Genomic DNA, 26,682 nt, shown 5'->3' with positions numbered 1-26,682 from the left:
GAGATTCATTTTTGAATTTTTTATTAGTTATTGAATTAGTCAAGTAAAAAATTTGGAATTATAGCAGACTTTACTTATTTTTTTAAAAAACTCATTAACACTGCGCCATCTAACAGAAAATTTAAAGTTTTACCATCAGGCGATATTAAATACGAATTGGTTTTCTGAAGAGCTGACAAATAAGTTTTTTCGCCATCACCAGGGCAGTATCTTTTAGTTAATGCAATATCCTTTTTAAAATTGATTTTATTTTCCTTTCTATCTAATTCTCCAGAATAGCGATTACAACTAGTTCCTCCCGATAACATATTTTTCTTTAAATCAAAAATTATCGTTGGTTTTTCATCACGAAATAAATCGTTAAAAGCAATTTCAGAATTTGTTATGTGATTTAATTCCCAAGAACCTTCGATATCTTTAGACTGCTTATCAGAAATTTTCATTGTTGTACATGAACAATAAGTTAGGATAATACTGAACATTATAAATAAGTTGATCTTTTTCATTTTAATTAATTTTAAATATTGTGATACTCTAAAAATTTAAGCCTTGAGATAAATAATAAATCTCATTATAATATAAAACTTCAAGCATTGTTTCAATACGCCTAAATTGCTTTAACCTCTTTTACTTCAGTTTTAATTTCCACTGCATACGAATTTGGTATGATTTTATTACCTTTTTCAGACGTATAAACTTTAGTAAATTCAGCTCCAAAATATAATATAATTGCTGAGTAATACACCCAAATCATTATAATAATAACGGATCCAGCAGCCCCATAAACAGATGCCACAGTAGAACTACCTAAATAAAAACCAATAGCAAATTTCCCGAACATAAAGAAAAAGGAAGTAAAACTAGACCCTATTAAGGCATCTTTCCATCCAATTTCGCCATCCGGAAGCGTTTTGAAAATTGTAGCAAATAACATAGTTGTCGTTAAAAATAAAATAACAATGTTAAGTACGTAAAAAATGTAAACAGTAATATCAGGAAAATAAACCATTAGCCTTTCGTTTATTACATCCATTACAGTATTGACCATCAAACTGACCAATAATAAAAAACCAACAGATGCAATCATTGAAAAGGACATTAATCTGTTTTTCACAAATTTTATAATTCCTTTATTAGGCTTTGCTTTAAGACCCCAAATGCTATTTATCGAACTCTGTATCTCAGCAAATACACCCGAAGCACCTATTAATAACATTATACCACCAAAAATGGCTGCAATAGTATTGCTATCCGACAACTCGATATTTTTAATAGTCTCCTGAATCTGAACTGCAGCTTTATCGCCTACCATCCCGTTAATTTGGGAAAAAAACCGACCAGTAACAGCATCTTGACCAAAGAAAAAACTGAAGATTGACAAAATTATAATTAGTAATGGCGGTAAAGAAAATATAGTATAATAAGATAAAGAAGCACTTAATTTAATTGCATTATCTTTATCAAATTCAGTATAAGTTTGCTTTAGTAATTTCCAACTAGTGCTTGCTAATTTTTTAATTTGCATGGTTTGAATATTTGTGCTTAATACTTCAAAATTACAAAAATAGAAGAACTGAAAAAAAATTAAGTTTTATATAATTACTTACAAAATTATGTTAAAGACCTATTAAAAATATAAAATGAACTGAAATTTTTACCTAAATTTATGGCTCAAAAAAACTTTTTACTCTAACATAAATAATATGGAAAATCAAAATACACGTCGGAATTTTTTAAAACACTCAGCAATCTTATCTACAGGGACTTTAATCGGCAGTAGCTTATTTAGCACTGCTTTTGCAAATGAGACGTTATTAAAAGATGCAAGAAACACTTTAGAAATTAATACCGTAACAGAAGATGGTATTTACACCTTACCTAAATTAGGATACGCTTACGATGCATTGGAACCTCATATCGATAAAATGACGATGGAAATCCATCATAGTAAACATCATCAAGGTTATGTCACAAATTTGAACAAAGCAATTGAAACACTGGACGCAAATTTAGTCAGTCATTCAAAATCATTGGTAAACATTTTTGAAAAAATGTCCAAATTCCCAGAAGCTATTAGAAATAATGCTGGTGGACATTACAACCATAGTCTGTTTTGGACATTAATGAAACCAAATGGAGGTGGTAATCCAAAAGGAAAATTAGCGGATGCAATAATGAGTTCTTTTGGATCCTTTGAAGAATTCAAAAAACAATTTGCTGATGCTTCAATGAAAAGATTTGGATCAGGTTGGTCTTGGTTAGTTGAACATGATGGTAAATTAGTTATTGGTTCAACTCCTAATCAAGATAATCCGTTAATGCGACTTCGAGGAAAAGGTTTAAAAGGAAAACCAATTCTTGCATTAGATGTTTGGGAACACGCTTATTATCTTAAAAATCAAAATAGAAGAGCTGATTATGTGGCTTCTTTTTGGAATGTTATAAATTGGGACAAAGCAGAGGAATTGTTTAATTCATAAAAGTGCACTATTATATTAGCCCTGATTTGCTTTTGCGATTTTAGGGCTTTTTTTTATAAGCTACTCAATACTTATATAAAATTGACGTTTTTAAAATAAATTTAAAAGAATTATCTAGTCATCATACCTTACTATTATCAATTTGGTAGATTAAAAAATATCATACAATTTAGCTTAAAAAAGTATAGCTTTGCAGCATTAAAATAATACAATGATTAACCCTTCGGCATCTGGTTGGATTGATAAATTTTTTTCAGTACAAAAATTTACTAAAGATTCTGTCTTCACAGATTCTGCCGCATTTTACCATAAAACGAGAAGTACGGGTTTTATTTACGGTCATATTATATCATTTGGCACAGCAAACATAATTGATACTAAAGGCTGGTTTGAAGATGAGATATCAAAAGTGGCTTTGCTTAATACGCTATATGGAGTTTATTGTTTAAATAATGAAGATTTATCCGAGGCTAATTTTATTAAAGAAGCCGTTCTATTTTATGATAAGATGAATCCTCAAGGTTTTAATTTATTTAAAAAAATACTTCCAAAAAACTCCTATTCTTTAACTCTGGAAAAGATTATTGATGAGCGAGTTCAAACTAATAATAGTATTATTTCAAAAAACTTTTCTCATTTAGTTACAAATGCCTTATTGTTTATAGATGTTTTAGCTTTTCATCAATTCTTAGTTCATGGAGAAATTCCAGAAAAATATTTAAAAAAAATTGAAGAAACTATTGTAAACGTTGTCACTCTTGCGCTAAAAGTAAAAGCAGAAAAATCGCAATATGATAATTTACTTATAAAACTATTTGAAGCATCAATACGATATAGTAAATTTTCTAAAGTTTCAGTACAAAATTTGGAAACCATACAATTAGATTATTTTACTAATGAATTAGAAAAGAATTATCTACTAGACATGGCGGGAATGGCTTTATGGAGCGATGCAAAAGTTGAAAATGAAGAGTTGTATTTTTTACATTCTTTAGCTTCTACCTTATCAATTTCAGATGATTTTGTAAATGAAACTATAAAAAACATTAATGATTTTATATTCAAGTATAAAAAAGACATACCTTATTTTAACTATTCCAATCCCGTAAAACATTTTTATGATCAGACAACACAAAATGTGATTACGATAATTAGTAGAAATAAAAATAGACTTGTTAAGGAATTAATGCAAAGTAAGGAGCTGATGGTTCTTCTATCCTATTCTACGATTAGAGATTTGAATGAAAAAGAAAAGAAAAAAGTAAAAAAACAGTTATTAGAAATATGTAAAACAGTGCCATCATTAGCAATATTTTTACTTCCTGGCGGTAGCTTACTATTACCTATATTGATCAAGTTTATACCTCAATTACTTCCATCGGCTTTTAATGAAAATAAAGACGACTAATAATTTTTTATCCAAGCGAAGTGACTTTGTTTTATTTCGATTTTGTTATTTTTTATATACTCTAAAAAAGCGCTGGCAACAGGACTCATTTTTTTTCCTTTTAACCAAATTAAGCGCCATGAAGTCACAATTGGCAAACCAATTGCTGGCAATAAAAATAAACTACCGTTGTCTAATTCATTCTTGAGACCAATAATAGGCATTATAGAAACACCAATTCCCGCTATAACTGCTTGCTTGACTGCTTCATTAGACGTAAGCGTTATTCTTGTTTTTGGTTGAATGTTTTGTTGCGAAATATACTCTTCCATTGCCGTACGCGTTGCTGATCCTAATTCTCTAGAAATTAGCGGGGACAAAGATAAAAGCGTAAGAAAGTTGTTTTCTATCTTATTATAAACAGAAGGATCTCCTACTAAATACAAACTGTTTTCTATTAAAATCTCTGATTCAATATCTAATTCTTGTGGCAATACCGAAACAAATGCAAAATCTACCTCATTATTTTTTAAAGCATTTACAACATTTTTTTTATTATTTACATCCATATCTAATTCTATTTCATCGTACTTTTTTAAAAAATTACTCAAATAGTATGGAATAACATACTTGCCTGTTGATACAACTGAAAGTTTCAATCTACCCGATAATTTACCCTTAAATGCTAATGTTTTATAATTTATAGCATATACTTCATTCAGAATATTTTCGGCGGCAACAGCAATTTCTTTACCGAAATCTGTTACATACAAGCGTTTTTTAATCACTTCTGTTAACGGAATTTCGAACTGATTTTGAAAGTTTTTTAACTGTATGGAAACAGCGGGCTGAGTTAAAAAAAGCTCTTCGGCAGCACGAGTAATACTAAGGGTCTTAGTCACTATTAAGAACACTTGAAGTTGGTGCAAAGTATAGTTCATAAAAATTGTTTATGTATTTCATTACAAATATAAATAAAAATATATGAAATAAAAATTAGACTTTTGTCCTATCAAATAATAAAACACAAATAACATGACACGAATTACAGTAGCAAAAGGAGACGGAATTGGTCCAGAAATCATGAATGCCACTTTAGAAATTATCAAAGCAGCAGGAGCAGAAATTGAGATTGACGAAATTGAGGTAGGTGAAAAAGTATATTTGTCAGGTAACAGCTCAGGAATTGCAGCTGAATCATGGGATATTATTCGTAGAAATAAAATATTTCTAAAAGCCCCTATCACGACTCCTCAAGGGGGTGGTTATAAAAGCTTAAACGTAACAACGAGAAAATTTTTAGGACTTTATTCTAATGTTCGACCTTGTGTGAGTTTGCATCCTTTTGTAGAGACCAAACATCCTAAAATGGATATTGTCATTATACGTGAAAATGAAGAGGATTTATATGCTGGAATTGAGCATCAACAAACGGATGAAGTGATCCAATGTTTAAAATTGATCAGTCGTCCTGGATGTGAAAAAATTGTACGTTATGCATTTGAATACGCTAAAGTATACGGTAGAAAAAAAGTGACTTGTTTTACTAAAGACAATATCATGAAGCAAACAGACGGATTGTTTCACCAAGTTTTTGATGAAATAGCTGCAGAATATCCGGAAATTGAAAATGAACACTGGATTATTGATATAGGAGCTGCAAAAATGGCTGACACTCCAGAAATTTTTGATGTGATTGTTACGCTAAATCTTTACGGCGATGTTTTATCTGATATTGCTGCACAAATTGCAGGTTCAGTAGGACTTGCCGGATCAGCTAATATTGGTGAGGAATGTGCTATGTTTGAAGCAATTCATGGTTCAGCACCTAGACGTGCGGGACAAAATTTAGCCAATCCATCTGGTTTATTAGAAGGAGCAGTAATGATGCTTAATCATATTGGACAAACTGAAGTTGCAGAAAAAGTTCAAAACGCATGGTTAAAAACTATTGAGGACGGAATTCATACTTATGACATTTACAAAGAAGGTGTTAGTAAAGAAAAAGTAGGGACTAAAGAATTTGCTGAAGCAGTGATAAAAAATTTAGGAAATAAGCCTGCCATTTTAAAAGAGGTTTCATTTGCAAAAGATGCAGTTTTAAATCTTCCGAAATATGTTAAAAAACCTGCTGCTAAAAAAGAATTAGTAGGTGTAGACTTATTTGTGCACTGGAATGGAACCGATCCAAATGAAATAGCTGAAAAATTAAAAGCAGTGACTTTGCAGAACACTGATTTGACAATGATTACCAATAGAGGTATCAAAGTATGGCCAGAAGGTTTTGAAGAGACTTTTTGTACGGATCACTGGCGTTGTCGATTTAAACCCAATGATGGCAAAACAATTACTAAAAATCAAATTATAGCACTGTTATCAAATGCGGTTGATGCTAATGTAGATGTTATTAAAACAGAAAACTTATACGAATTTGATGGAAAATTAGGATTTTCTTTAGGACAAGGACAATAATTTAAAATCTCAAAACATGGACATACAACTTCTTGAAGGCGAATTTAATTCTAATGAAGCTTTAGAATTAATTGTAAAAATGATTGATATCAAAATAAAATTTCATGAGAGTAAAATATGCAACTCCCATCAAGAAGAAGATATCAAAAGTCGCGAGAATAAAATAAAAAAACTTCAAAAATCGCTTTATGAAATAAGAGTGTTTTTGAATACTAAAACTAATAACGTGACGCTGGAATCCTCCATTCACATCCAATAAAGATTAATCTTTATATTTTAAATTGTAGTGAATCTTTTTTATTTCTTTTGCCACAAAGTCAAAAAGACTTCGTGGCAAATTGAAATAAATCTGGAGTTTTATAATAAGACTTTCTAAAAACAAAGATATCGTTACAACAGATTTTTTTAATCAAATTTTAAATGGAAAATATGGAATTAGAGAAGGAATATAAATTAATTGATGGCATATTTTCTAATGAAGAAGCGGGAAATATTTTGACTGCATTATTCAATTATAAAATTGATTATCACAATAGAGAAGATTTTAGCAACCATATTCGATTTAATAAAGACATTTCGAATTCAAAACAACGAATTCAAGAGCTCATAGATGCAAAAAATGCCATTAAAGTAATGCTAGAAAAATCAAAAATGGATCCTTCAAACTTGGTCATAAAAAGCACAATTACCATAAGTTTTGAAAAATAATATCTTTTTAAATAGAACAATTTTAATCGCCACTAAACATCAGAAAGAAACAGTGATTGCCCCAATTTTAGAAAATGGAATTGGAGTGCATTGTTTTACTTCTGATTTTTTTGATACAGATAGTTTGGGTACTTTTTCAGGAGAAATTCTGCGAAAGGATAACGCTTTGCTTACTTTACGAAAAAAATGTGAATTAGGCTTTAAAACAACTAATTGCGATTTGGTTATAGCCAGCGAAGGATCTTTTGGTGCACATCCTACTCTATTTTTCGCTTCTGCAAATGAAGAATTAGTGATGCTAAAAGACTTTAAAAATGACTTAGAAATTGTAGCTAGAGAAATTAGTTTGGATACGAATTTTAATGGAAAGATTATTTTTTCAGAAGATGAGCTTTTAGAATTTGCAACTTTAGTGCACTTTCCTGCGCATGGAATTATTTTAAAATCAACAGAAATAAATCCGCTAATTATTGAAAAAGGAATTGTTTCTAAGAAAATTTTATTAGAAAAATATAGAGAATTGCGTGAAAATTTTTCATCTGTGTTTGTAGAAACTGATATGCGTGCTCAATTCAATCCAACTCGTATGAAGGTAATCGAAAAAGCAACACTGGCTCTTTTAAAAAAAATAAAAAACTGTTGTCCTCGTTGTGAAACACCAGGCTTTGATATAATAAATACAATTTCTGGCTTACCTTGCAGGAGTTGTGGCTCGCCCACGAGATCAACTTTAAGTCATATTTATCAATGTAAAAAATGTGAATTCAAAGAAGAAAAAATGTTTCCACGAGGTCTTCAATATGAAGAACCTACCTATTGTGACTATTGTAATCCCTAATAAAAATGATGATTGAAATTTCTACTGATATCAATAAAGCAAAAAAAATTCTTGAAAACAATGAATTAGTTGCCATTCCTACCGAAACCGTTTATGGATTAGCTGGCAATATTTATAATGAACAAGCGATAAAAAAGATATTTGAGACTAAAAATAGGCCTTTTTTTAATCCTTTGATTGTACATATATATTCCAAAGATTTATTACATACCATAGCTGCTGAAATCCCTGAAAAAGCTCAAAAACTCGCCACAGCTTTCTGGCCAGGATCGCTAACGTTAGTTTTAAAAAAGAAAAACAACATTCCTGATTTGATCACTGCCGGAAAAGATTCAGTTGCAGTTCGGGTGCCAAACCACCCTATGACTTTAGCATTATTACAATCAATAGATTTTCCATTAGCAGCGCCAAGTGCAAATCCTTTTGGATCAATTAGTCCAACCACTGCGCAACACGTAGCTGATTATTTTCCTAATGATGTATCACTAGTTTTAGATGGTGGAAGTTGTAAAAACGGAATTGAATCTACAATCGTTGGCTTTAAAGGTGAAAACACTATTTTATACCGTCTGGGTTCAATTTCTATTGAGGAAATAGAGAGTGTCATTGGCAAAATAAAAATCAAAAATAACGAAGAAAAGTCACCTAATGCTCCTGGAATGTTATCGAGACATTACGCGCCAAAAACGAAAACCATACTAGTTGAAAATGTTGAAAAAGAATTAGATTTGCATCCCGATAAAAAAATAGGTATTTTAATTTTCCAAAATTCGGTAAATAATTCAACTGTTATTTCACAAGAGATTTTATCACAAAAAGGTGATTTAAAAGAAGCAATGTCAAATCTATATGCTGCAATGCATCGCTTAGACAAACAAAATTTAGATATTATAATTGCCGAAAAATTTCCAGAAAACAATTTAGGAAAATCAATAAATGATCGTTTAAAACGCGCGACAAAAAATTAATAAAATATGAACTTAGATTTACTATTTGAAAACCTCACCAATCCTGCATTACTATTTTTTATACTAGGCGTTGTAGCAGTAAAATTAAAAAGTGATTTAGAAATTCCTGAAGGCTCTTCAAAATTCATCTCGCTTTATTTACTATTTTCTATTGGTTTTAAAGGTGGTCAAGAATTAGCGCATAGCGATTTTACTATGGAAATTGTGTGGTCAGTATTATTTGGAGTTTTTATTGCACTAATCATTCCTGTTTATTGCTATTTTATTCTACGAAGAAAATTTAATATTTATGATTCTGGAGCAATTGCTGCAGCTTATGGCTCTGTTAGTGCAGTAACTTTTGTCACGGCAGCCAGTTTTCTTGAATTACAAAATATGACTTTTAGTGGTCACATGGTAGCGGTAATGGCATTGATGGAAGCACCAGCAATTATAGTAGGGGTTATTTTAATAAGAATGTTCGATAATAAAAATGAATCCAGTACATCCATATTATCCTTAGTAAAACATTCCTTTACCAATGGAAGTGTTCTACTAATTTTAGGAAGTTTGGTAATTGGCATGCTAGCTAGTGAAGAGCAAGCACTAGGCATTAAACCATTTACCACTGATTTGTTTAAAGGGTTTTTAGCAATATTTCTATTGGATATGGGAATTGTAAGCGGGAGAAAATTAAATGATTTTATAAAAAGTGGTTGGTTTGCAGTGATTTTTGCAATAGCAATTCCATTAGTAAATGGCTGTATTGTTGCAGTTACAAGTCAATTTGTTACCCAGGACATTGGTAACCGATTTATATTAGCCGTTCTTGCAGCGAGTGCTTCTTATATTGCAGTTCCAGCGGCGATGAAAATTGCAGTGCCAAAAGCAAATCCCGGATTATTTTTACCAATGGCACTTGCGGTAACATTTCCTTTTAATATTACGTTTGGAATGCCAATTTATCTATCCATTATAATGGCTTATTAAATGCTAAACTTCAGTTTATAAGTATCATCTAGATCATCATTGCTGCTCATATTAACATCTAAATCTGTAACATAACCTGAATTTAAACCGTAAACCCAGCCATGTAGAGTAAGAACTTGACCGTTACGCCAAGCGTTTTGAACAATTGATGTTTTAGCAAGATCAATTACTTGCTCTTGAACATTGATCTCAACAAACTTATTAAATCGGCTAGTTTCGTCATGGATCGAATCCAAATATTTACTGTGTAACCTATAAACATTTTTTATATGCCGAATCCAGTTGTCAATAATTCCGATAGACTCATTGCCCATTGCAGCTTTTATGCCTCCACATCCATAATGCCCGCAAACGAGTACATGTTTCACTTTTAAAACATTCACCGCATAATCTAGAACGCTCAACATATTCATATCGGTATGTACAACCATATTAGCAATATTTCTATGTACAAAAACTTCGCCTGGTTTAGCTCCTATAATTTCATTTGCAGGAACACGACTATCGGAACAACCTATCCATAATAAAGGTGGTGTTTGTCCTTTAGCTAAATCCTGAAAATAATTTGGATCACTTTCCAAAGTGGTTTCAACCCATTTTTTATTATTTTCCAAGATTTGATTATAAAAATCTGTCATAAATTAAATAATTATAGCTGTATAACGTATTCAATATTCGATAAACTAGTTATTGAATAGCATTTAAATTTTTGCTAAAGTAATTATTTTTATCTTGAATAAATTTATGTTTTACTAAATCATCGAGCTTGACAAGTAAATAAATTGCACAACTGGTATTATTATATTTCTCTCAATTGAATATTTTTATTAAAAGAAGATTTTTTGCTTATTTCTATCTTTTGTTTAAGCAATAATTGACTAATCAAAACGACAAAAAAAAGCAAAATAAAACAGTTATATCTTATTTTGCTTTTATAAAAATGTTCAGAAACTTACAAACTTTCTTCTAACCAAGCTTGCATCATCCAGATTGTTTTTTCTTGTTCAGCAATAAAATCACTCATCAGTGCATTAGTACCCTCATCATTGATTTCTGCCGATTTATTTAAAATCTCCCGTTCTAACTTTAATAAATGGGATAATGATGTAACAATTAATTGTACTGCTTTTTCATCTATAGAAATGTTTTTACCCACCACAAGTTGGTTGTGTTTTACATAATCTTCAAATGTATGTAGCGGCGTACCGCCAACTGTTAATACTCTTTCTGCAATTAAATCAATTTTTATTTGCGAGTCGGTATACAATTCTTCAAACTTCACATGAAGATCAAAAAATCTTTTACCTCTGATATTCCAATGTATTCCTCTTAAATTTTGGTAATACACTTGAAAATTTGATAATAAGATATTTAACTCATTTACTATTGCTTCTGATTCTTTCACAGGTAATCCTAGGATATTTGTTTTCATTTTATAGTATTTTTATTATTTATTTATGTAAATTTAGTCAAATAATAAGAGAAACAGCATAACAAAAAGTTATTGTTTCACTAAATTTGCATTAGAAAAGATTATAATATGACAATTACTCAATTAAAATATGTTTTGGCGGTAGCAGAACATAAAAATTTCACTCTAGCAGCTGAAAAGTGCTTTGTTACTCAGCCTACTTTAAGTATGCAAATACAAAAAATAGAGGAAGAATTAAGTATTCAAATTTTTGACCGTACAAAAAAACCAATTCAGCTGACTGATATAGGACAGAAAATTGTTAATCAAGCTAAAAATATTGTTAATGAAGCAGATCGAATTCAAGATATTGTAGAACAGCAAAAAGGATTTATAGGTGGCGAATTTAGATTAGGAATTATTCCCACGATAATGCCCACGCTACTTCCTATGTTTTTGAATAATTTTATTAAAAAATATCCAAAAGTTAAGCTGATTATTGAAGAACTTAATACAGATGAAATAATAGTAAAGCTTAACAATGGTCATCTAGATGCTGCAATTGCTGCTACCCCTTTAATGGAGGAAAAAATAAAAGAAATTGTCCTATATTTTGAGCCATTTGTGGCTTATATTCCAGAAAGTCATCATCACTATCAAAAAGAAGAAATTGAAATTTCAGATTTAAATTTAGACGAAATATTATTATTGCAAGACGGACACTGCTTTAGAGATGGGATTTTAAATCTTTGTAAACATAGCTCTAAAAGTGATACTGGACATTTTCAGATAGAAAGTGGAAGTTTTGAAACATTAATCAAACTTGCTGATGAAGGTCTTGGCACAACTTTACTTCCATATTTGCATACTTTAGATCTAAAGGAAAATGACAAACTGAAGTTACGACATTTTAAAGAGCCTAAGCCAGCACGAGAAGTAAGTTTGATCTATCCTAAAAATGAGTTGAAAATTCAAATAATTGAGGCATTACGAAGTACAATTGCAGGGGTAATAAAAGGAGCAATTGTTTTTCAAAATGTGCAAATCATTAGTTCAGTGTATAAGAAATAAAAAAAAGGAACCGAAAAACGGTTCCTTTTTTTTATGAATTAACTAGTATTAAACATTGCCTTAATTCTGGCTTTTCCATGGTGAAACTAATCAACCATTCTCTTAATTGTTCCATTTCATAAGGCAACAACATTTTTATCGCTTTTTCTAATTCTTTACAAAAAAGCATCGGATCAAAACTTACTCTTTCTAAAACTGATTTTGTATAATCATACATAATTTTTGTCATAATAAAAGATATAATTGGTTATTCTTAAACTCTAATTAATTGTAAAAATAGGCTCTTTACAAACTACTTGATAGACATTTAACGTAGTTTTTAGTTTTATATTTTATAGTTTATAACATATTGATTTTTAGCTAAATAATAAATTATTTAAATATACTAATTTATATTTTTTTGGCTCTAAACATTTCTCTTTTTCCAGGAGGTCCAGCTAATTTTTCAACTGTAAATCCCACTTCAATCATACTTCGTTTCACAACGCCTCTTGCGGCATAAGTTACTAGTGTCCCATTAATTTTTAAGGCATTGTACATTTTTTGAAATATTTCAGTACTCCACAATTCTGGTTGCACTCTATACCCAAAAGCATCAAAATATATTAGGTCAAATTTATTTTCATCCACTATTTCATTAAAAAATTGTTTTCTTTTTATTAAGCTAAAATTGTTTTCTAAAACAATTTCCTCCTCCCAATTGCTTTTATGCATTTTTTCAAAAAGATCACTGTCAGGATTAGCATTTAATTCAGCGACATAATTCATGTTTAATACCTCAACAGCAGAAACTGGATAAGCCTCGACTCCCACATATTCAATAATTTGATTTAATTTTCTAGCCTCTAACAGTGTTATAAAAGCATTTAATCCTGTTCCAAAACCGACTTCTAAAATCGATACTTTTTGATTTTCAAATAAGGCAAGTCCATTTTTAATAAAAACATGTTGTGCTTCTTGAATTGCTCCATGTTTAGAATGATAACATTCGTCCCATTCTGGTAAATGAATTGTTGTAGATCCATCTGCTGTTTGTATTACTTCTCTTTTCAAAATATAATTCTATGTTTAAATGGTTTGAAAAATTTTTCAAACATCGTAAAATTAATGAAAAGTAACTATTTTACGTTGCACATCAGACTATTTATTATAAATCATCAAAAATATCTCCTGAATAATTAAAATTCTTTAAAACTGTAATGATTATCAACAATATCACTTTAATAATGTTTATTTGACAAACAAATTGTCGATTTTTATTTAATTTTGCAAGCAGTTATTTTTTATAACTAGAAAGACTATTACTTTACCATTATATTGAAATTTAAAAAAACATAAACTGTTATGAGTGTAACTCAAAATAATCAATTAGAAATAATAAAATCTCCCTCCACCAAAATTAATGAAGTAGATTTTGAAAACTTAAGTTTTGGTGCCGTTTTCACTGATCATTTATTTGAATGTGATTATACAAATGGAGAGTGGCAAAAACCAATAATTAAGCCCTATGCTCCTTTTTTATTAGATCCATCTAGTAGAGTTTTTCATTATGGACAAGCTATTTTTGAGGGTATGAAAGCATATAAAGATAGTGAAGATGCTATTTGGCTTTTTAGACCTGACGAAAATTTTAAGCGTTTCAATAAATCAGCTGTTCGAATGGCAATGCCTGAAGTTCCTGAAGAAATATTTATGAGTGGTTTAAATCAACTCTTACAATTAGATGAGGCTTGGATCAAAAAAGGTGGTGGAAATTCAATGTATATAAGACCTTTTATGATCGCTACAGGTCATGGTGTTATTGCAAATCCATCTAATAATTATAAATTTATGATCATCTTATCTCCTGTAACTTCGTATTACTCTGGTGAAGTAAAAGTACTCATCGCCGAGCATTTTAGTCGCGCTGCTAATGGAGGAATTGGAGCTGCTAAAGCTGCAGGAAATTATGCTGCGCAATTTTATCCTACTAATTTAGCTAATGCAGCTGGTTTCCAACAAGTGATATGGACTGACGATGCAACGCACACCAAACTTGAAGAGGCAGGAACGATGAATGTTTTCTTTAGAATTAACAATATTTTATTGACTGCCCCTGTAAGCGAAAGAATTTTGGACGGTGTTACTAGAAAAACTTTACTTGAATTAGCAACAAGTGAAAATATAACTGTTGAAGTTAGACCAGTTTTAGTTTCTGAACTCGTTGAAGCTGCTAAAAATGGAACTTTACAAGAAATTTTTGGTGCTGGAACAGCAGCTGTGGTAAGCCAAATTTCTGGATTTTCATATCAAGATGTTTATTATGATTTACCAAAAATTGAGAATTCAATTGCTATACATCTAAAAAACAAACTAACAAATATCCAAAATAAATTGGAAGAGGATAAATTTGGATGGACTGTAAAAGTTTAATACCATAATAGAGAGGCGATTTTTACTATTAAATCGCCTTTTTTTTAAAAAGATCATTCTTTGCAAACAAATACATTACTGGAGAAATCCAGTTATAAAATTTTTGATAAATTAGGTTTAGAATAAGCAGACCCTTTTAAAACTTTACCATCTTCACGATAAATGGGCTTTCCATCTTGATCTAATTTGCTCATGTTGCTCCGGTGTATTTCATCAAAAACAGCTTCGATCTTATCTTGTAATCCATGCTCTATAATTGTTCCACATAATATATAAAGCATATCTCCAAGAGCATCGGCTATTTCAATTATATCTTTGTTATTTACAGCTTCTAAATATTCATTATTTTCCTCCTTCATTAGTTCGTAACGAAGCTCATATTTATCTTTTGTTAATTCTGCAATAGGTTTTTTATGATATTCAATTCCGAAGACAGTGTGAAATTCTTTAACAGCATTAAGTTGGTTTTGCATTTTGAAAAGTTTTATTAAATGAAATACAAATTAGCAAAGTATTATTAAACAAATAGCTAAATTTGCTGGAAAAATATAAAATTATGTTTAGTCAGGGACAATTAGTATTTGCAGGTCTATTTTTTGTTGCGTTTGTCATTGCTGTTTACTACGCCTATCGTAAAGATTTAGCGTTACATAAAATATTTTACAAGGACAATTATAAAATATTATTAACTTTTATTGGATTTATAGCTATACTGTTTTTAATTAAAATATTTTTTAAACGCTAAACCAGCAATAAGAAATAAATTGAATTTTTAAATTTAACGCATTTAAGAATCACAATTTTGTATAGTTTAGCTTTGAAGAAAATATCAGTCTTAAATTAAATTGATATTTATGAAACTTTTAGAAGTAAAGTATTTGAACTTTACTTTTTTTGAAGGCAATTTTTCTTAGATAGTTTTACTAAAAATGCGCATAAAATGAATATAAAATTTTATTTCCTATTTAATTTCTCTATTGTCATTTAAATTTCACGCAAAACTTTACAAATTAATTAATTGAAAAATTATGAGGATTTTAAAATATTTATTTCTTTTAGTACTGCTTAGTTTTGTTGCAGCAACTATTTTTATTGCTACTCAAAAAGGTGAATATACAGTTGAAAAAAGTAAAATTATAAATTCTCCAAAAAGCAATGTTTATAATTTTGTAAATGATTATCGAAATTGGGGCGACTTCAGTGCTTGGATTACTGATGATCCCACTACACAAATCAATTATTCAAATAAAACAAGTGGTTCAGGAGCTTCATTTTCATGGGATGGTAATAAGGGATCTGGTACAATAAAAACCCTTTTTGTCAAAGAAAATGATAGCATTGCCCAACAAATGAATTTTGACAACTTATTATCATCCGTTTATTGGACTTTTAAAGATACAGTTGGTGGCACAAAAATTACTTGGAAAACAACAGGCAGAATGAATTTTTCTATGAAAGTTTACAATGCATTCAACGGTGGAATAAGTAGTATTATAGGATCTGTGTACGAAAAGAGTCTAGCTAATCTTGATAAAACATTAGATTTTGAAATAAACACCTTTAATATAAAAATTGATGGAATAGTAAAAAAAGACAGCACCTTTTATCTCCGACAATCATTTACAAGTAAAATTGCTAATGTTACTAAAAATTCACGAATTGTATTTAAAAAGATTATAAATTTTTGTGACCAAAATAATATTGAAAGAAATGGAAAACCGTTCTTACTTTATCACACTTATGACATAACCAATGGATTAACACGATTATCGTTTTGTGTCCCTATCAAAAACCGAATGCTAACTAGTTCAGGAAGCGATATTTTAGTTGGAGAACTACCAACATTTGATGCGGTTAAAACAACTTTGACTGGCGATTATTCACATCGTAAAAAAGCAATCGATAAATCAATAGCTTTTGTCAACGCTAATAGAATTGATTTAGATGTTTCTTTTGCGTTTATGGAAATATATACGGTAAGTAAATTAGAAAATAAAAGTCCCTCTAAATGGATTACCGAAATATATTTCCCTATAAAACCTAAAGTAATTCCATTAAGAACTTATACGCCCATGAAGAAACTAGAAGAAATACAAGTACCCGACCCCAAAGTTATTAAACAGGAAGAGTCTTCAGAGTTTTAGAATATATTTTCATGAATTAAACCTTTCTTCTAAATGTTACTCTAAACAATAAAACAACTTTGCAAGACGAGCAGGAATTTATACAGGAACTATTAAACTCAAAAACGCAGAATCAAGCGTTCAAAAGGTTAATAAAAGAGTATCAAAAACCGCTATATAATCAAATTAGAAATATTGTTTTAAATCATGATGATGCTGATGATGTTTTGCAAAATACATTTATTAAAATTTATCAAAATTTAAAAAATTTTAAGGGTGAAAGCAAATTATTTTCATGGATGTACAGAATAGCTACTAATGAAGCTTTGACTTTTTTGAAGCATAAAGCTAAAAAAAGCGGAATCTCCTCAGAAGCACTTCAAAATAAAATAATAGACAATTTAGAAGCTGATGTCTTTTTTGACGGTGACGAAATCCAAATAAAATTGCAAAAAGCAATTATTCTACTTCCCCAAAAACAACAGCTTATTTTCAAAATGAAATATTTTGAAGAACTTAAATACGAGGCGATATCTGAAATATTAGGAACCTCTGTAGGAGCGTTGAAAGCTTCCTATCATATAGCAGTGAAAAAAATTGAAGTCTTTCTTAAAACAAATTAAACCTTTTTGAATTATAACTGTCTTAAGTACATGAAAACATTTAAGTTAAAAGATGAGTCTAAAATTGAATCGGGGTTTGTAACACCAGATCATTATTTTGAAAATTTTTCAGAAAAAATGATGGAACAATGGGATTTAAATGATTCAAAAGTTATTCCTATTGCTCATTCAAGGAAGAAATATTTCCTTATCGTCGCCGCAATTTTAGTTTTTGCATTAATGATCCCATTAGTAAATAATGATTCAACAAATTCCACAGAAATAGATGCTGTTGCATTAGAAAATTATATCACCTATCAATCTAATGTAAATCAATATGATTTAATAAATGCACTTGAAGAGGCAGAAATTGATAAAATGAATATAAGTTTAGCGATTGAGGATAAAACAATAGAAGATGTTTTAATATACAATCCTCACGTTGAAAATTTAATTATTGAATAAAGAGTTACGACTCCAAAATCAAAAAAAATGAATAATAGAAAATTAATTACACTTTTATTACTTCTCATCTCTTGTACGTTTTACGCTCAAGGCGAAAGCATGAAGGAAAAAAAAGAGCAAATAAGAAGTTTGAAAGTAGCGTTTTTCACAACAGAATTAAACTTTACTAGTAACGAAGCTGAAAAGTTTTGGCCACTATACAATACATTTGATGATAATCAATTTGAATTGAGGCATAATAAAATGAGAGCTTTTAGTAAAAGAATGAATGATGGCTCACTGGATAAAATTACAGAAAAAGAGGCAACTTCTTTTCTTTCTCAAATTGAAGACACAGAGGAGGAGTTATTTTTGCTTCGGAAAAAATTTATGCAGAATGTCAAAACAATTTTACCTGCAGTAAAAATAGTTAAATTGAAAAAAGCAGAAGAAGACTTTAATAGAAAACTATTGCAACAATATCGCAGTAAAGGGTCAAAAAAATAAGTTATTATTAATTCTAAAATGCCTAAACACAAATGAAAATGTATGTTTAGGCTTTTTTATTCCTTAAAATTAAATCGAACCACCTTATCTTTTCCTGCTGCTATTGCTGTATTTTTATTTACAAAACGCACGGTGTAAAATTTAGGATCTGTTGACAATTGCTTCCATGTTGTTCCAGCATCTGCTGAATAATGCACACCCGAAGTTCCAACAACTACAAGTCCTTTCCCCTTACTTTCTGGCACGTATTGAACACAGGAAGCATAACCAAAACCTTTGTTTTCAGCTATTAGTTTCCATGTTTTTCCTCCATTCTTAGAAATTGCTTTATTTGCAAAATTCTGCGATTGGGCTTCATAATTTCCTCCAGCGATAAATCCATTTCTTTTATCGTAAAAATCAGCAGTAAAAATACCAGTCATGGCATTACCCTGCACTATTGGTGTTTCATATACTTTCCAGCTTTCTCCTCGATTAGAAGAATGAAATACTCTTGATCTTTTTCCACCAGAAACAATCCATGCTTTATTCCCTTTTACAGTTATATTGGTATTGCTTGCCGCAAACGCTGCTTCGCCCTGCTCTATTTCTGGTAATTTTTCGCATGGAATTTTATTCCATGTCTCGCCACCATCCTTTGTAAGAATTATATTTAAACAATTAGAAACTGGATCTCCCATCGCAATTCCATCATTTTCATCCCAGAACTGCATACTGTCAAAAAAAACTTTTTCATTACTTTCTTGGTAAACTAATTTCAACTGTAAATCCTTTTTTGCAATTTTATAAAGTAGAGCAGGATTTCCAACATTGAGTATAAAAACATTAGCGGTTGTATGTGCAATACTTCTAAATTCCAGATTGAGGGAATCCTGAGCTATTTCAATTTCCTTCTTTAGGTTTGTATCGGTATTAAAATAACCAAATCTTCCTTTATCAGCAGCATACCAAATTTTGTTTTTATCTATTTGGATAGCTCTAATACTTATTTTATCCTGAAATAAGGTATCGATTGTTATCGCTTTAAAAACCACATTTTCGAATTCTTTAATTTTATACACTAATATATTACAAGATGTAATAAAAAATACGAGTAGTGGAAGTAATAAAATCTTTTTCATAGAAATTTGATTAAGTTGCTAATGTACACTATTTAACAAAACTAGATTAATTTGCAATCATGGAATTGGCATAGTAATTGAAAGTTCAAAAAAATAACCTGTAAAGTCACAAATTATGAAAACGAAACTACTACTATTAAGTTTATTTATTATTGTTTTCGCAACGCAAATACAAGCGCAAAATAGAGCTTCAGTAAATGCGATGAATGCTGAAATTAGCGACAATCTTGATTTGCGCGCTGTTGCTTCAATTTTTGGCGATTCCAGAGATTTACAAGATTTTGAAAGAAGATTAAATGATCCTAAATTACAAATTTCTAATTTAGACTTAAATGATGATGATCAGGTTGATTATTTAAGAGTTATTGAAACTGTTGAAAAAAGAACGCACGTAATCATTATCCAGTCCGTTCTTGATCGTGATGTATATCAAGATGTTGCAACAATTGATGTAGAAAAAGATAGAAACAATAAAATTAGTGTACAGGTTGTGGGTAATGTATTTATGTATGGACAGAATTATATTTATGAGCCTGTTTATTATACTACACCAGTAATTTATAGATCGTTTTGGACTAATAATTATCGCCCGTATTATTCAACTTGGAGCTGGAATTACTACCCGTCTTATTATACCACTTGGAATCCCTTTCCAGTATTTAGATATAGAAATAACATTACTGTATGTTTAACTAATAATAATTATTATAATTATGTAAATTATAGAAGAAGCAATCGGGCAGTAGTTCTTTATAACACCCGAAGTTCAAATGGTTATGAAAAATTATATCCTAATTATTCGTTTTCAAGTAGAAATGCTCAAGTGGCTAACCGTTATGAATTAGTACAAAGGAGAAATTTATCAAATGAAAGCAATTACGTTAATCGCAGAGGATCATCTATTAGAGATAATTCTCAAAATCGATCTCTTTCTTCACGAGAAGCTATTGCTCAAAGAAGCAGTTCAGATAGAAATTATACTCAAAATAGATCAGGACGTTCAATAGAATCTTCTCGACAAAAAATAGAAGCATCACCAAATTATTCGCAAAATAGAGCTAATCGTTCGGTAGAATCTACTCCGCAAAGAACTGAATCTAGCAGAAATGATTCGCAAGCAAGAATAAATCGTCCTGTAGAATCTGCTACGCAAAGAACTGAATCTAGCAGAAATGATTCGCAAGCAAGAATAAATCGTCCTGTAGAATCTGCTACGCAAAGAACTGAAACTTCACGAGATTATTCGCAAAATAGAGCAAGTCGTTCTGTTGAATCTACTCCACAAAGAGCTGAATCTTCACGAGACTATTCGCAAAATAGAGCAAGTCGTTCTGTCGAATCTGTTCCACAAAGAGCTGAATCTTCACGAGATTATTCGCAAAATAGAGCAAGTCGTTCTGTTGAATCTGCTCCACAAAGAGCTGAATCTTCACGAGATTATTCGCAAAATAGAGCAAGTCGTCCTGTAGAATCTACTTGGCAAAGAGCTGAATCTTCACGTGATTATTCGCAAAATAGAGCAAGTCATCCTGTAGAATCTACTGCACAAGGACCTGAATCTACAAGAGATTATTCGCAAAATAGAGCAAATCGTTCAATAGAATCTGCGCCACAAAGAACACAAACACAAAATAGAGGAAATTCTGAGCGAGCAGCAGCTCCGCCAAGGGTAGAGTCACAAAGAGAATCATCATCTGGACGAACTGAGAATAGACGATTTTAAGTCTGTAGCAATCAAGATATAAACACTGTTCTTTGGGCCGTGTTTTTTTATTCTATAAAAAGCGTCAATTTATATTAAAAGTGTACTTTTGAAAAGTTTTTTAAAATAATTACATGAGCGCTGCGCACAAAGACTTACACAGTAAATTGACATTAGGAGGTTTATTAATTTCTTTAGGAATAATATACGGTGACATTGGAACTTCACCTTTGTATGTAATGAAAGCCATTCTAGGCACGCATATTATTGATGCAGATGTAGTTTTAGGAGGGGTATCTGCTGTTTTTTGGACACTTACTTTACAAACTACTATTAAATATGTTTTAATTACATTAAGTGCGGATAATCATGGAGAAGGTGGGATATTTGCCTTGTACGCATTAGTCAAAAAAACAAAGATAAAATGGTTAATTGTTCCAGCGATTATTGGTGGAAGCGCTCTACTTGCTGACGGAATCATTACACCTCCCATTTCGGTCTCCTCGGCAGTGGAAGGGATTAGAACTTTTTATCCTGAAATTAATACGATACCTATAGTAATAGGAATTTTATTTGTGCTTTTTGCAATACAGCAATTTGGGTCAAAATTAGTTGGTAAATTTTTTGCTCCAATGATGATGATCTGGTTTGGGATGTTAGCTGTTCTTGGCTTAAGTCAAATTGTTCAAAATGTAGAAGTTTTAAAGGCAGTGAATCCCTACTATGCGTACCACTTATTAAGTGTTCACCCTGAAGGCTTTTTTGTTTTAGGATTTGTATTTCTTTGTACAACAGGTGCCGAGGCGTTATACTCGGATATGGGACACTGTGGTCGAAAAAACATAAGAATCAGCTGGATTTTTGTGAAGACAGCATTAGTTCTTAATTATTTTGGTCAAGCCGCTTATTTAATTCATAAGGAAGGACAAACGCTGCAAAGTCTAGGTGGAAAAAATGGTAATCCATTCTACTTAATTATGCCAGATTGGTTTCAACCTGTAGGAATTGTAATTGCTACATTGGCTGCTGTGATTGCATCACAAGCTTTAATAAGCGGTTCATTTACACTTATTAATGAAGCTATGAGATTAAACTTTTGGCCAAAAGTCAAAATAAAATACCCTACAGAATTAAAAGGACAACTTTATATTCCTTCTATCAATTGGTTATTGTTTCTTGGGTGTGTAGGAATCGTTTTGCACTTTGAAGAATCCAGTAATATGGAACACGCTTATGGACTAGCTATTATTTTATGTATGATCATGACCACTATTTTACTTAATTTTTATTTAATTATGAAAAGAGTAAAACTGTATTTTATCATACCCTTGATAACTATATATTTAATGATTGAATTTAGTTTTTTAGCAGCTAATGTCACTAAGTTTACTGAGGGCGGTTATGTTACTTTATTTATTGCAATTGCTTTAATTAGCATAATGACAACTTGGTATCTTGCAAAACAAATAAACAAAAGCTATACAAAAATTGTTAAAATTGAAGATTATAAAAAAGTATTAATAGAGTTAAGTGCTGATCTTTCTATTCCAAAATATGCCACACATTTAGTTTATATGACTAATGCCGGAAGAGCTGATGAAATAGAAGAAAAGGTAATGTATTCTATTTTACAAAAGAGGCCTAAAAGAGCAGATATTTACTGGTTTGTTCACGTTAATATTTTGACAGAACCTTATAAAGCAGAATATAAAGTTAGTGAAATCGTAAAGGACGACTTGTATCGCGTGGATTTTAATCTTGGTTTTAGAGAACCCACTAAAATAAACTTAATGTTTAGAGAGGTTATTAAAGACATGGTTAAAAAAGGAGAAGTTGATATTACCAGTAGATATGAATCGCTTAATAAAAATAATATTATTGGTGATTTTAAATTTGTACTATCTGAAAAATTCCTTTCAAATGACAGCCGTTTATTATGGCACGAAAAAATAATAATGAATTCTTATTTTTTATTAAAAAAGTTAAGTTTGTCGGAAGAAAGAGCATTTGGTTTAGACAGTAGTTCCGTTAAAATTGAGAAATTTCCTTTGGTACTTCATGCTCCTGAAAAAGTAGATTTGAAGAGAATTAAATAAATAGAACTCATTCCAAGAATATTAAAAGCACTGTCATCTCAACAGTGTTTTTTTTATATTGCATTTAGAATTAACATTCATTAGTAATGACAAAACATTTAACCAATTAATAGTACCTTTGCACCTCAATAATTTAAAATGAGATTACACAGAAATTTAGTTTACACAACAATAGATGCCTTAAATGCCATCTTTAATGAAGGCGAATATGCTGATAAAGTGGTAGCAAGATCCTTAAAAAAAGACAAACGCTGGGGAAGTTCAGATAGAAAGTTTGTTGCAGAAACCATTTACGAAATTGTACGTTGGAAACGATTATATGCCGAAATTGGTGAAGTAAAAGAGCCTTTTGATCGCGATAATCTTTGGAGAATGTTTTCGGTTTGGGCAGTATTAAGGGGCTATCCTATTCCAGATTGGCGTCAACTTGAGGGAACACCTGAACGTAAAATTAAAGGCCGTTTTGACGAACTTTCTAAAGTGAGAGCCTTAAAAGAATCTATTCCAGACTGGATGGATGATTTAGGCGTAAAAGAATTAGGAGAAAAAATTTGGGCTACGGAAATTACAGCTCAAAACCAACCAGCGAAAGTTATTCTTCGCGTAAACACACTTAAAACTACAAGAGAAGCGCTTCGGGCAATTCTAATGGATTTAAATATCGAAACAGAAACGTTGAAAAATCAACCTGACGCTTTAGTGTTGAAGGAACGAGCAAATGTATTTTTGACTGATGCGTTTAAACAAGGTTTCTTTGAAGTTCAGGATGCTAATTCACAGTTAGTCGCAGCTTTTCTTGATGTTAAACCAGGAATGAGAGTCGTTGATACTTGTGCTGGTGCTGGTGGAAAAACATTGCACCTTGCTGCCTTAATGGAAAATAAAGGTCAATTAATTGCAATGGATCTATATGAAAGCAAGTTGAAGCAATTAAAAATACGTGCTAAAAGAGATGGTGCTTTCAATATTGAATATAAGATAATAGACTCTACCAAAATTATAAAAAAACTTCATGAAAAGGCAGATCGTGTCCTTATTGATGCACCCTGCAGTGGTTTAGGAGTTCTAAAAAGAAATCCAGATGCAAAATGGAAATTACAACCCGAATTTATAGATAACATTCGTAAAGTACAATCAGAAGTTTTAGAGAGTTATTCTAAAATTGTAAAACCAGGTGGAAAATTAGTTTATGCAACTTGTTCAATATTACCATCTGAAAATCAAGATCAAGTAGCTCGTTTCTTAACAACTGATATTGGAAAACAATTTAATTTTATAAAAGACCAAAAAATATTAGCTTCAGAATCTGGTTTTGATGGATTTTATATGGCTTTATTAGAAAGAAAAGAACAAAAAGATTAAATTCTATATTCCAAAAAGAGGAAATCCCAATACCTAAATTATAAATTCCAATAGTGGGATTTTAAATTTTAAATTCCAATACTTAAATTATAAATTCCAATAGTGGAATCTAAAAAAAACTCCGATTTTCAAATTGAAAATCGGAGTTTTTTATTTTTAACATTTTTGGAATTTGGAGTTTCTCTTAAAATTAGGAGTTTCTCTTGGAATTTTAATTTCTAATCATTCATAGAAATCAAAAACTCTTCATTATTTCTCGTTTTCTTAAAACGATCGTTGATAAAATCCATCGCTTCCACAGGATTCATGTCAGAAAGATATTTTCTCATAATCCACATGCGTTGCAAAGTTTTTGGATCTAAAAGCATATCATCGCGTCTTGTGCTTGAAGATGTCAAATCAATTGCTGGGAATATACGTTTATTAGCAATTTTTCTATCTAATTGTAATTCCATATTACCAGTACCTTTAAATTCTTCAAAGATAACTTCATCCATTTTAGAACCGGTTTCTGTCAACGCAGTTGCAATGATACTCAATGAGCCACCATTTTCTACATTACGTGCCGCACCAAAAAATCGTTTTGGTTTTTGTAATGCATTAGCATCCACACCACCACTTAAAACCTTACCTGATGCAGGTTGTACTGTATTATATGCTCTTGCTAAACGAGTTATTGAATCTAATAAAATCACTACATCGTGACCACATTCAACTAAACGCTTTGCTTTTTCTAATACAATATTTGCAATTTTAACGTGCTCTTGTGGCTCTCGATCAAATGTGGAAGCAATTACTTCACCACGCACAGAGCGTTGCATATCTGTTACTTCCTCAGGTCGTTCATCAATCAACAAAACAATCAAATATACTTCGGGATGATTTGCTGCAATGGCATTTGCAATATCTTTAAGTAACATTGTTTTACCCGTTTTTGGTTGTGCTACTATCATACCACGTTGACCCTTCCCTATTGGTGAAAACAAATCGATAATACGAGTAGAAATAGTACTTTGTTTTTCGGCTAATTTGAATTTTTCTGAGGGAAAGACAGGAGTTAAATGTTCAAATGAAACTCTATCTCGAACTACTTGAGGATCGTGCCCATTTATTTTTAAAACTCGTACTAAAGGAAAAAATTTTTCCCCTTCTTTTGGAGGTCGAACCACTCCTTTTACAGTGTCTCCCGTTTTAAGACCAAATAGCCTAATTTGAGAGGTTGATAAATAAATATCATCCGGTGAAGCTAAATAATTATAATCCGATGAACGTAAGAAACCATATCCATCAGGCATCATTTCTAAAACTCCTTCACTTTCAATGATTCCATCAAATTCAAAATCAGAAGCAGCAAAATTGCTTTTCTTATTTTTAAAATTGGGGTTTTGATTTGTGTTTTGATTTCCATTTGCATTTTGTTTATGCAATTGGTTAGGATTTATTTTTTTTATCGGTGCAACAACTTCTGCTTTTTCTTCAATTACAGGTTCTGCTATAGTATGCTCCTCTTTAGGAATATCTTTTACTTCTTCTTTTGTTTTTTTTAAAGCTATTTTTTTTTCGTATGCTGATTTATTAAACTTAATGGCTTTATTAACTTTTTTATCTTCAGTATTGTCGTCAATTTTTAAGGCTTCAGTTACTTCTACTGGCTCAGCGGTAGTAGGTTCACTCGCAACTTCATTTATAATAACAACATTATCTATTTTGTTTTCTTGATCTTCAAAAATAGATTTTGTTTTATTTTTTTGAATAGCTACCTTTTTAACAGCTGCAATTCGATCGCGTTTTGGTTTAAGATCTTCGCCCTTACTTTCTGCGGAAGTATCAGATTTCGTGTCTGCATTATTAGCTTGGTGTTCTAAAATATGACCTACTAAAGTCTCTTTTTTTACACCATTAAATTTTATTTTTTTTGTCGCCTTAGCAATTTCTTGAAGCTCAGAAAGCTTCATTTCTTTTAATGCAGAAATATCAAACATGAATGTTCTATGAATTTAATTAAATTT

The 26,682-nt window shown here is 30.7% G+C and carries 27 protein-coding genes; 17 read left to right on the top strand and 10 right to left on the bottom strand.

Annotated elements, in window-relative coordinates; genetic code table 11:
• Window positions 1–74 precede the first annotated feature (74 nt).
• The gene (locus RCH18_RS08840) at window positions 75–506 is read right to left on the bottom strand and encodes an META domain-containing protein (RefSeq protein ID WP_326936390.1); all 432 of its coding nucleotides are present in this window, start codon (window positions 504–506) and stop codon (window positions 75–77) included.
• A gap of 101 nt (window positions 507–607) precedes the next feature.
• Complete coding sequence (locus RCH18_RS08835; protein ID WP_326936389.1) at window positions 608–1,525, bottom strand: YihY/virulence factor BrkB family protein; 918 nt, start codon at window positions 1,523–1,525, stop codon at window positions 608–610.
• Between the two features lie 340 nt (window positions 1,526–1,865).
• Here RCH18_RS08835 and RCH18_RS08830 point away from each other — a divergent pair, with 340 nt between their 5' ends.
• Window positions 1,866–2,480 (top strand): superoxide dismutase, encoded by a 615-nt coding sequence (locus tag RCH18_RS08830; protein ID WP_326936407.1) that lies wholly within the window; start codon window positions 1,866–1,868, stop codon window positions 2,478–2,480.
• Between the two features lie 211 nt (window positions 2,481–2,691).
• Window positions 2,692–3,888 (top strand): LETM1-related biofilm-associated protein, encoded by a 1,197-nt coding sequence (locus RCH18_RS08825; RefSeq protein WP_326936388.1) that lies wholly within the window; start codon window positions 2,692–2,694, stop codon window positions 3,886–3,888.
• Here the strand turns inward: RCH18_RS08825 and RCH18_RS08820 are convergent.
• Window positions 3,885–4,808 carry a LysR family transcriptional regulator gene (locus RCH18_RS08820; RefSeq protein WP_326936387.1) on the bottom strand — a complete coding sequence of 308 codons (924 nt, stop codon included), beginning with the start codon at window positions 4,806–4,808 and terminating at the stop codon, window positions 3,885–3,887. The two genes, RCH18_RS08825 and RCH18_RS08820, sit on opposite strands and share 4 nt — an antisense overlap.
• 94 nt (window positions 4,809–4,902) lie before the next feature.
• On the opposite strand from RCH18_RS08820, the gene RCH18_RS08815 reads away from it, so the two are divergent.
• The 6 genes from RCH18_RS08815 to RCH18_RS08790 all read left to right on the top strand — a co-directional run bounded on the left by RCH18_RS08815 (window position 4,903) and on the right by RCH18_RS08790 (window position 9,822).
• The gene (locus tag RCH18_RS08815) at window positions 4,903–6,339 is read left to right on the top strand and encodes an NADP-dependent isocitrate dehydrogenase (RefSeq protein WP_326936386.1); all 1,437 of its coding nucleotides are present in this window, start codon (window positions 4,903–4,905) and stop codon (window positions 6,337–6,339) included.
• A gap of 16 nt (window positions 6,340–6,355) precedes the next feature.
• Window positions 6,356–6,598 (top strand): hypothetical protein, encoded by a 243-nt coding sequence (locus RCH18_RS08810; protein WP_072986756.1) that lies wholly within the window; start codon window positions 6,356–6,358, stop codon window positions 6,596–6,598.
• Window positions 6,599–6,768: 170 nt separating this feature from the next.
• A complete protein-coding gene (locus RCH18_RS08805) occupies window positions 6,769–7,047 on the top strand; it encodes a hypothetical protein (protein ID WP_326936385.1) in 279 nt (92 codons plus the stop codon).
• The gene (locus RCH18_RS08800; protein WP_326936384.1) at window positions 7,037–7,885 is read left to right on the top strand and encodes a DUF6671 family protein; all 849 of its coding nucleotides are present in this window, start codon (window positions 7,037–7,039) and stop codon (window positions 7,883–7,885) included. Before RCH18_RS08805 ends, RCH18_RS08800 begins: the two co-directional genes overlap by 11 nt.
• 8 nt (window positions 7,886–7,893) lie before the next feature.
• The gene (locus tag RCH18_RS08795; protein ID WP_326936406.1) at window positions 7,894–8,853 is read left to right on the top strand and encodes an L-threonylcarbamoyladenylate synthase; all 960 of its coding nucleotides are present in this window, start codon (window positions 7,894–7,896) and stop codon (window positions 8,851–8,853) included.
• A 6-nt stretch (window positions 8,854–8,859) separates the two neighbouring features.
• Complete coding sequence (locus RCH18_RS08790; protein WP_326936383.1) at window positions 8,860–9,822, top strand: sodium-dependent bicarbonate transport family permease; 963 nt, start codon at window positions 8,860–8,862, stop codon at window positions 9,820–9,822.
• Here RCH18_RS08790 and can read toward each other — a convergent pair.
• Window positions 9,819–10,460 (bottom strand): carbonate dehydratase, encoded by a 642-nt coding sequence (gene can / locus RCH18_RS08785; protein WP_326936382.1) that lies wholly within the window; start codon window positions 10,458–10,460, stop codon window positions 9,819–9,821. The two genes, RCH18_RS08790 and can, sit on opposite strands and share 4 nt — an antisense overlap.
• Window positions 10,461–10,774: 314 nt before the next feature.
• Window positions 10,775–11,254, bottom strand: coding sequence for a Dps family protein (locus RCH18_RS08780; protein WP_326936381.1), 480 nt, complete (start codon window positions 11,252–11,254; stop codon window positions 10,775–10,777).
• A gap of 108 nt (window positions 11,255–11,362) precedes the next feature.
• Here RCH18_RS08780 and RCH18_RS08775 point away from each other — a divergent pair, with 108 nt between their 5' ends.
• A complete protein-coding gene (locus RCH18_RS08775; protein WP_326936380.1) occupies window positions 11,363–12,304 on the top strand; it encodes a LysR substrate-binding domain-containing protein in 942 nt (313 codons plus the stop codon).
• Window positions 12,305–12,335: 31 nt separating this feature from the next.
• Here the strand turns inward: RCH18_RS08775 and RCH18_RS08770 are convergent, their stop codons facing one another.
• Together RCH18_RS08770 and mnmD are read right to left on the bottom strand one after the other, a co-directional pair.
• A complete protein-coding gene (locus RCH18_RS08770) occupies window positions 12,336–12,533 on the bottom strand; it encodes a hypothetical protein (RefSeq protein ID WP_326936379.1) in 198 nt (65 codons plus the stop codon).
• A gap of 161 nt (window positions 12,534–12,694) precedes the next feature.
• Entirely contained in the window at window positions 12,695–13,357 is a 663-nt protein-coding gene (gene mnmD / locus RCH18_RS08765; RefSeq protein ID WP_326936378.1) for a tRNA (5-methylaminomethyl-2-thiouridine)(34)-methyltransferase MnmD, read from the bottom strand.
• A gap of 291 nt (window positions 13,358–13,648) precedes the next feature.
• On the opposite strand from mnmD, the gene RCH18_RS08760 reads away from it, so the two are divergent.
• The gene (locus RCH18_RS08760) at window positions 13,649–14,716 is read left to right on the top strand and encodes a branched-chain amino acid aminotransferase (protein ID WP_326936377.1); all 1,068 of its coding nucleotides are present in this window, start codon (window positions 13,649–13,651) and stop codon (window positions 14,714–14,716) included.
• A gap of 92 nt (window positions 14,717–14,808) precedes the next feature.
• On the opposite strand, the gene RCH18_RS08755 is transcribed toward RCH18_RS08760, so the two are convergent.
• On the bottom strand, window positions 14,809–15,189 hold the full coding sequence (locus RCH18_RS08755) for a nucleoside triphosphate pyrophosphohydrolase family protein (RefSeq protein WP_326936376.1): 381 nt from the start codon (window positions 15,187–15,189) through the stop codon (window positions 14,809–14,811).
• Window positions 15,190–15,744: 555 nt separating this feature from the next.
• Here RCH18_RS08755 and RCH18_RS08745 point away from each other — a divergent pair.
• The 4 genes from RCH18_RS08745 to RCH18_RS08730 are packed head-to-tail and all read left to right on the top strand — an operon-like array spanning window position 15,745 to window position 18,392.
• Window positions 15,745–16,860, top strand: coding sequence for an SRPBCC family protein (locus RCH18_RS08745; protein WP_326936374.1), 1,116 nt, complete (start codon window positions 15,745–15,747; stop codon window positions 16,858–16,860).
• 59 nt (window positions 16,861–16,919) lie between these two features.
• Window positions 16,920–17,462, top strand: a complete 543-nt coding sequence (locus RCH18_RS08740; protein ID WP_326936373.1) for an RNA polymerase sigma factor — start codon at window positions 16,920–16,922, stop codon at window positions 17,460–17,462.
• A 30-nt stretch (window positions 17,463–17,492) separates the two neighbouring features.
• A complete protein-coding gene (locus RCH18_RS08735) occupies window positions 17,493–17,906 on the top strand; it encodes a hypothetical protein (RefSeq protein WP_326936372.1) in 414 nt (137 codons plus the stop codon).
• A gap of 27 nt (window positions 17,907–17,933) precedes the next feature.
• Complete coding sequence (locus tag RCH18_RS08730; protein ID WP_326936371.1) at window positions 17,934–18,392, top strand: sensor of ECF-type sigma factor; 459 nt, start codon at window positions 17,934–17,936, stop codon at window positions 18,390–18,392.
• Window positions 18,393–18,448: 56 nt separating this feature from the next.
• Here the strand turns inward: RCH18_RS08730 and RCH18_RS08725 are convergent, their stop codons facing one another.
• The gene (locus RCH18_RS08725; RefSeq protein ID WP_326936370.1) at window positions 18,449–19,513 is read right to left on the bottom strand and encodes a WD40/YVTN/BNR-like repeat-containing protein; all 1,065 of its coding nucleotides are present in this window, start codon (window positions 19,511–19,513) and stop codon (window positions 18,449–18,451) included.
• Window positions 19,514–19,628: 115 nt separating this feature from the next.
• On the opposite strand from RCH18_RS08725, the gene RCH18_RS08720 reads away from it, so the two are divergent.
• From RCH18_RS08720 to RCH18_RS08710, 3 genes are all read left to right on the top strand, one after another.
• A complete protein-coding gene (locus RCH18_RS08720; RefSeq protein ID WP_326936369.1) occupies window positions 19,629–21,236 on the top strand; it encodes a hypothetical protein in 1,608 nt (535 codons plus the stop codon).
• 113 nt (window positions 21,237–21,349) lie between these two features.
• Window positions 21,350–23,311 carry a KUP/HAK/KT family potassium transporter gene (locus RCH18_RS08715; RefSeq protein ID WP_326936368.1) on the top strand — a complete coding sequence of 654 codons (1,962 nt, stop codon included), beginning with the start codon at window positions 21,350–21,352 and terminating at the stop codon, window positions 23,309–23,311.
• 138 nt (window positions 23,312–23,449) lie between these two features.
• Window positions 23,450–24,673 carry an RsmB/NOP family class I SAM-dependent RNA methyltransferase gene (locus tag RCH18_RS08710; protein ID WP_326936367.1) on the top strand — a complete coding sequence of 408 codons (1,224 nt, stop codon included), beginning with the start codon at window positions 23,450–23,452 and terminating at the stop codon, window positions 24,671–24,673.
• Window positions 24,674–24,891: 218 nt separating this feature from the next.
• Here RCH18_RS08710 and rho read toward each other — a convergent pair whose 3' ends face one another.
• Window positions 24,892–26,655 (bottom strand): transcription termination factor Rho, encoded by a 1,764-nt coding sequence (gene rho, locus RCH18_RS08705; RefSeq protein WP_326936366.1) that lies wholly within the window; start codon window positions 26,653–26,655, stop codon window positions 24,892–24,894.
• Between the last annotated feature and the right edge of the window lie 27 nt (window positions 26,656–26,682).

The organism is Flavobacterium sp. PL11, assembly GCF_035985025.1.
Taxonomy (GTDB): Bacteria; Bacteroidota; Bacteroidia; order Flavobacteriales; family Flavobacteriaceae; genus Flavobacterium.
This window is presented reverse-complemented; position numbering and strand designations above follow the sequence as displayed.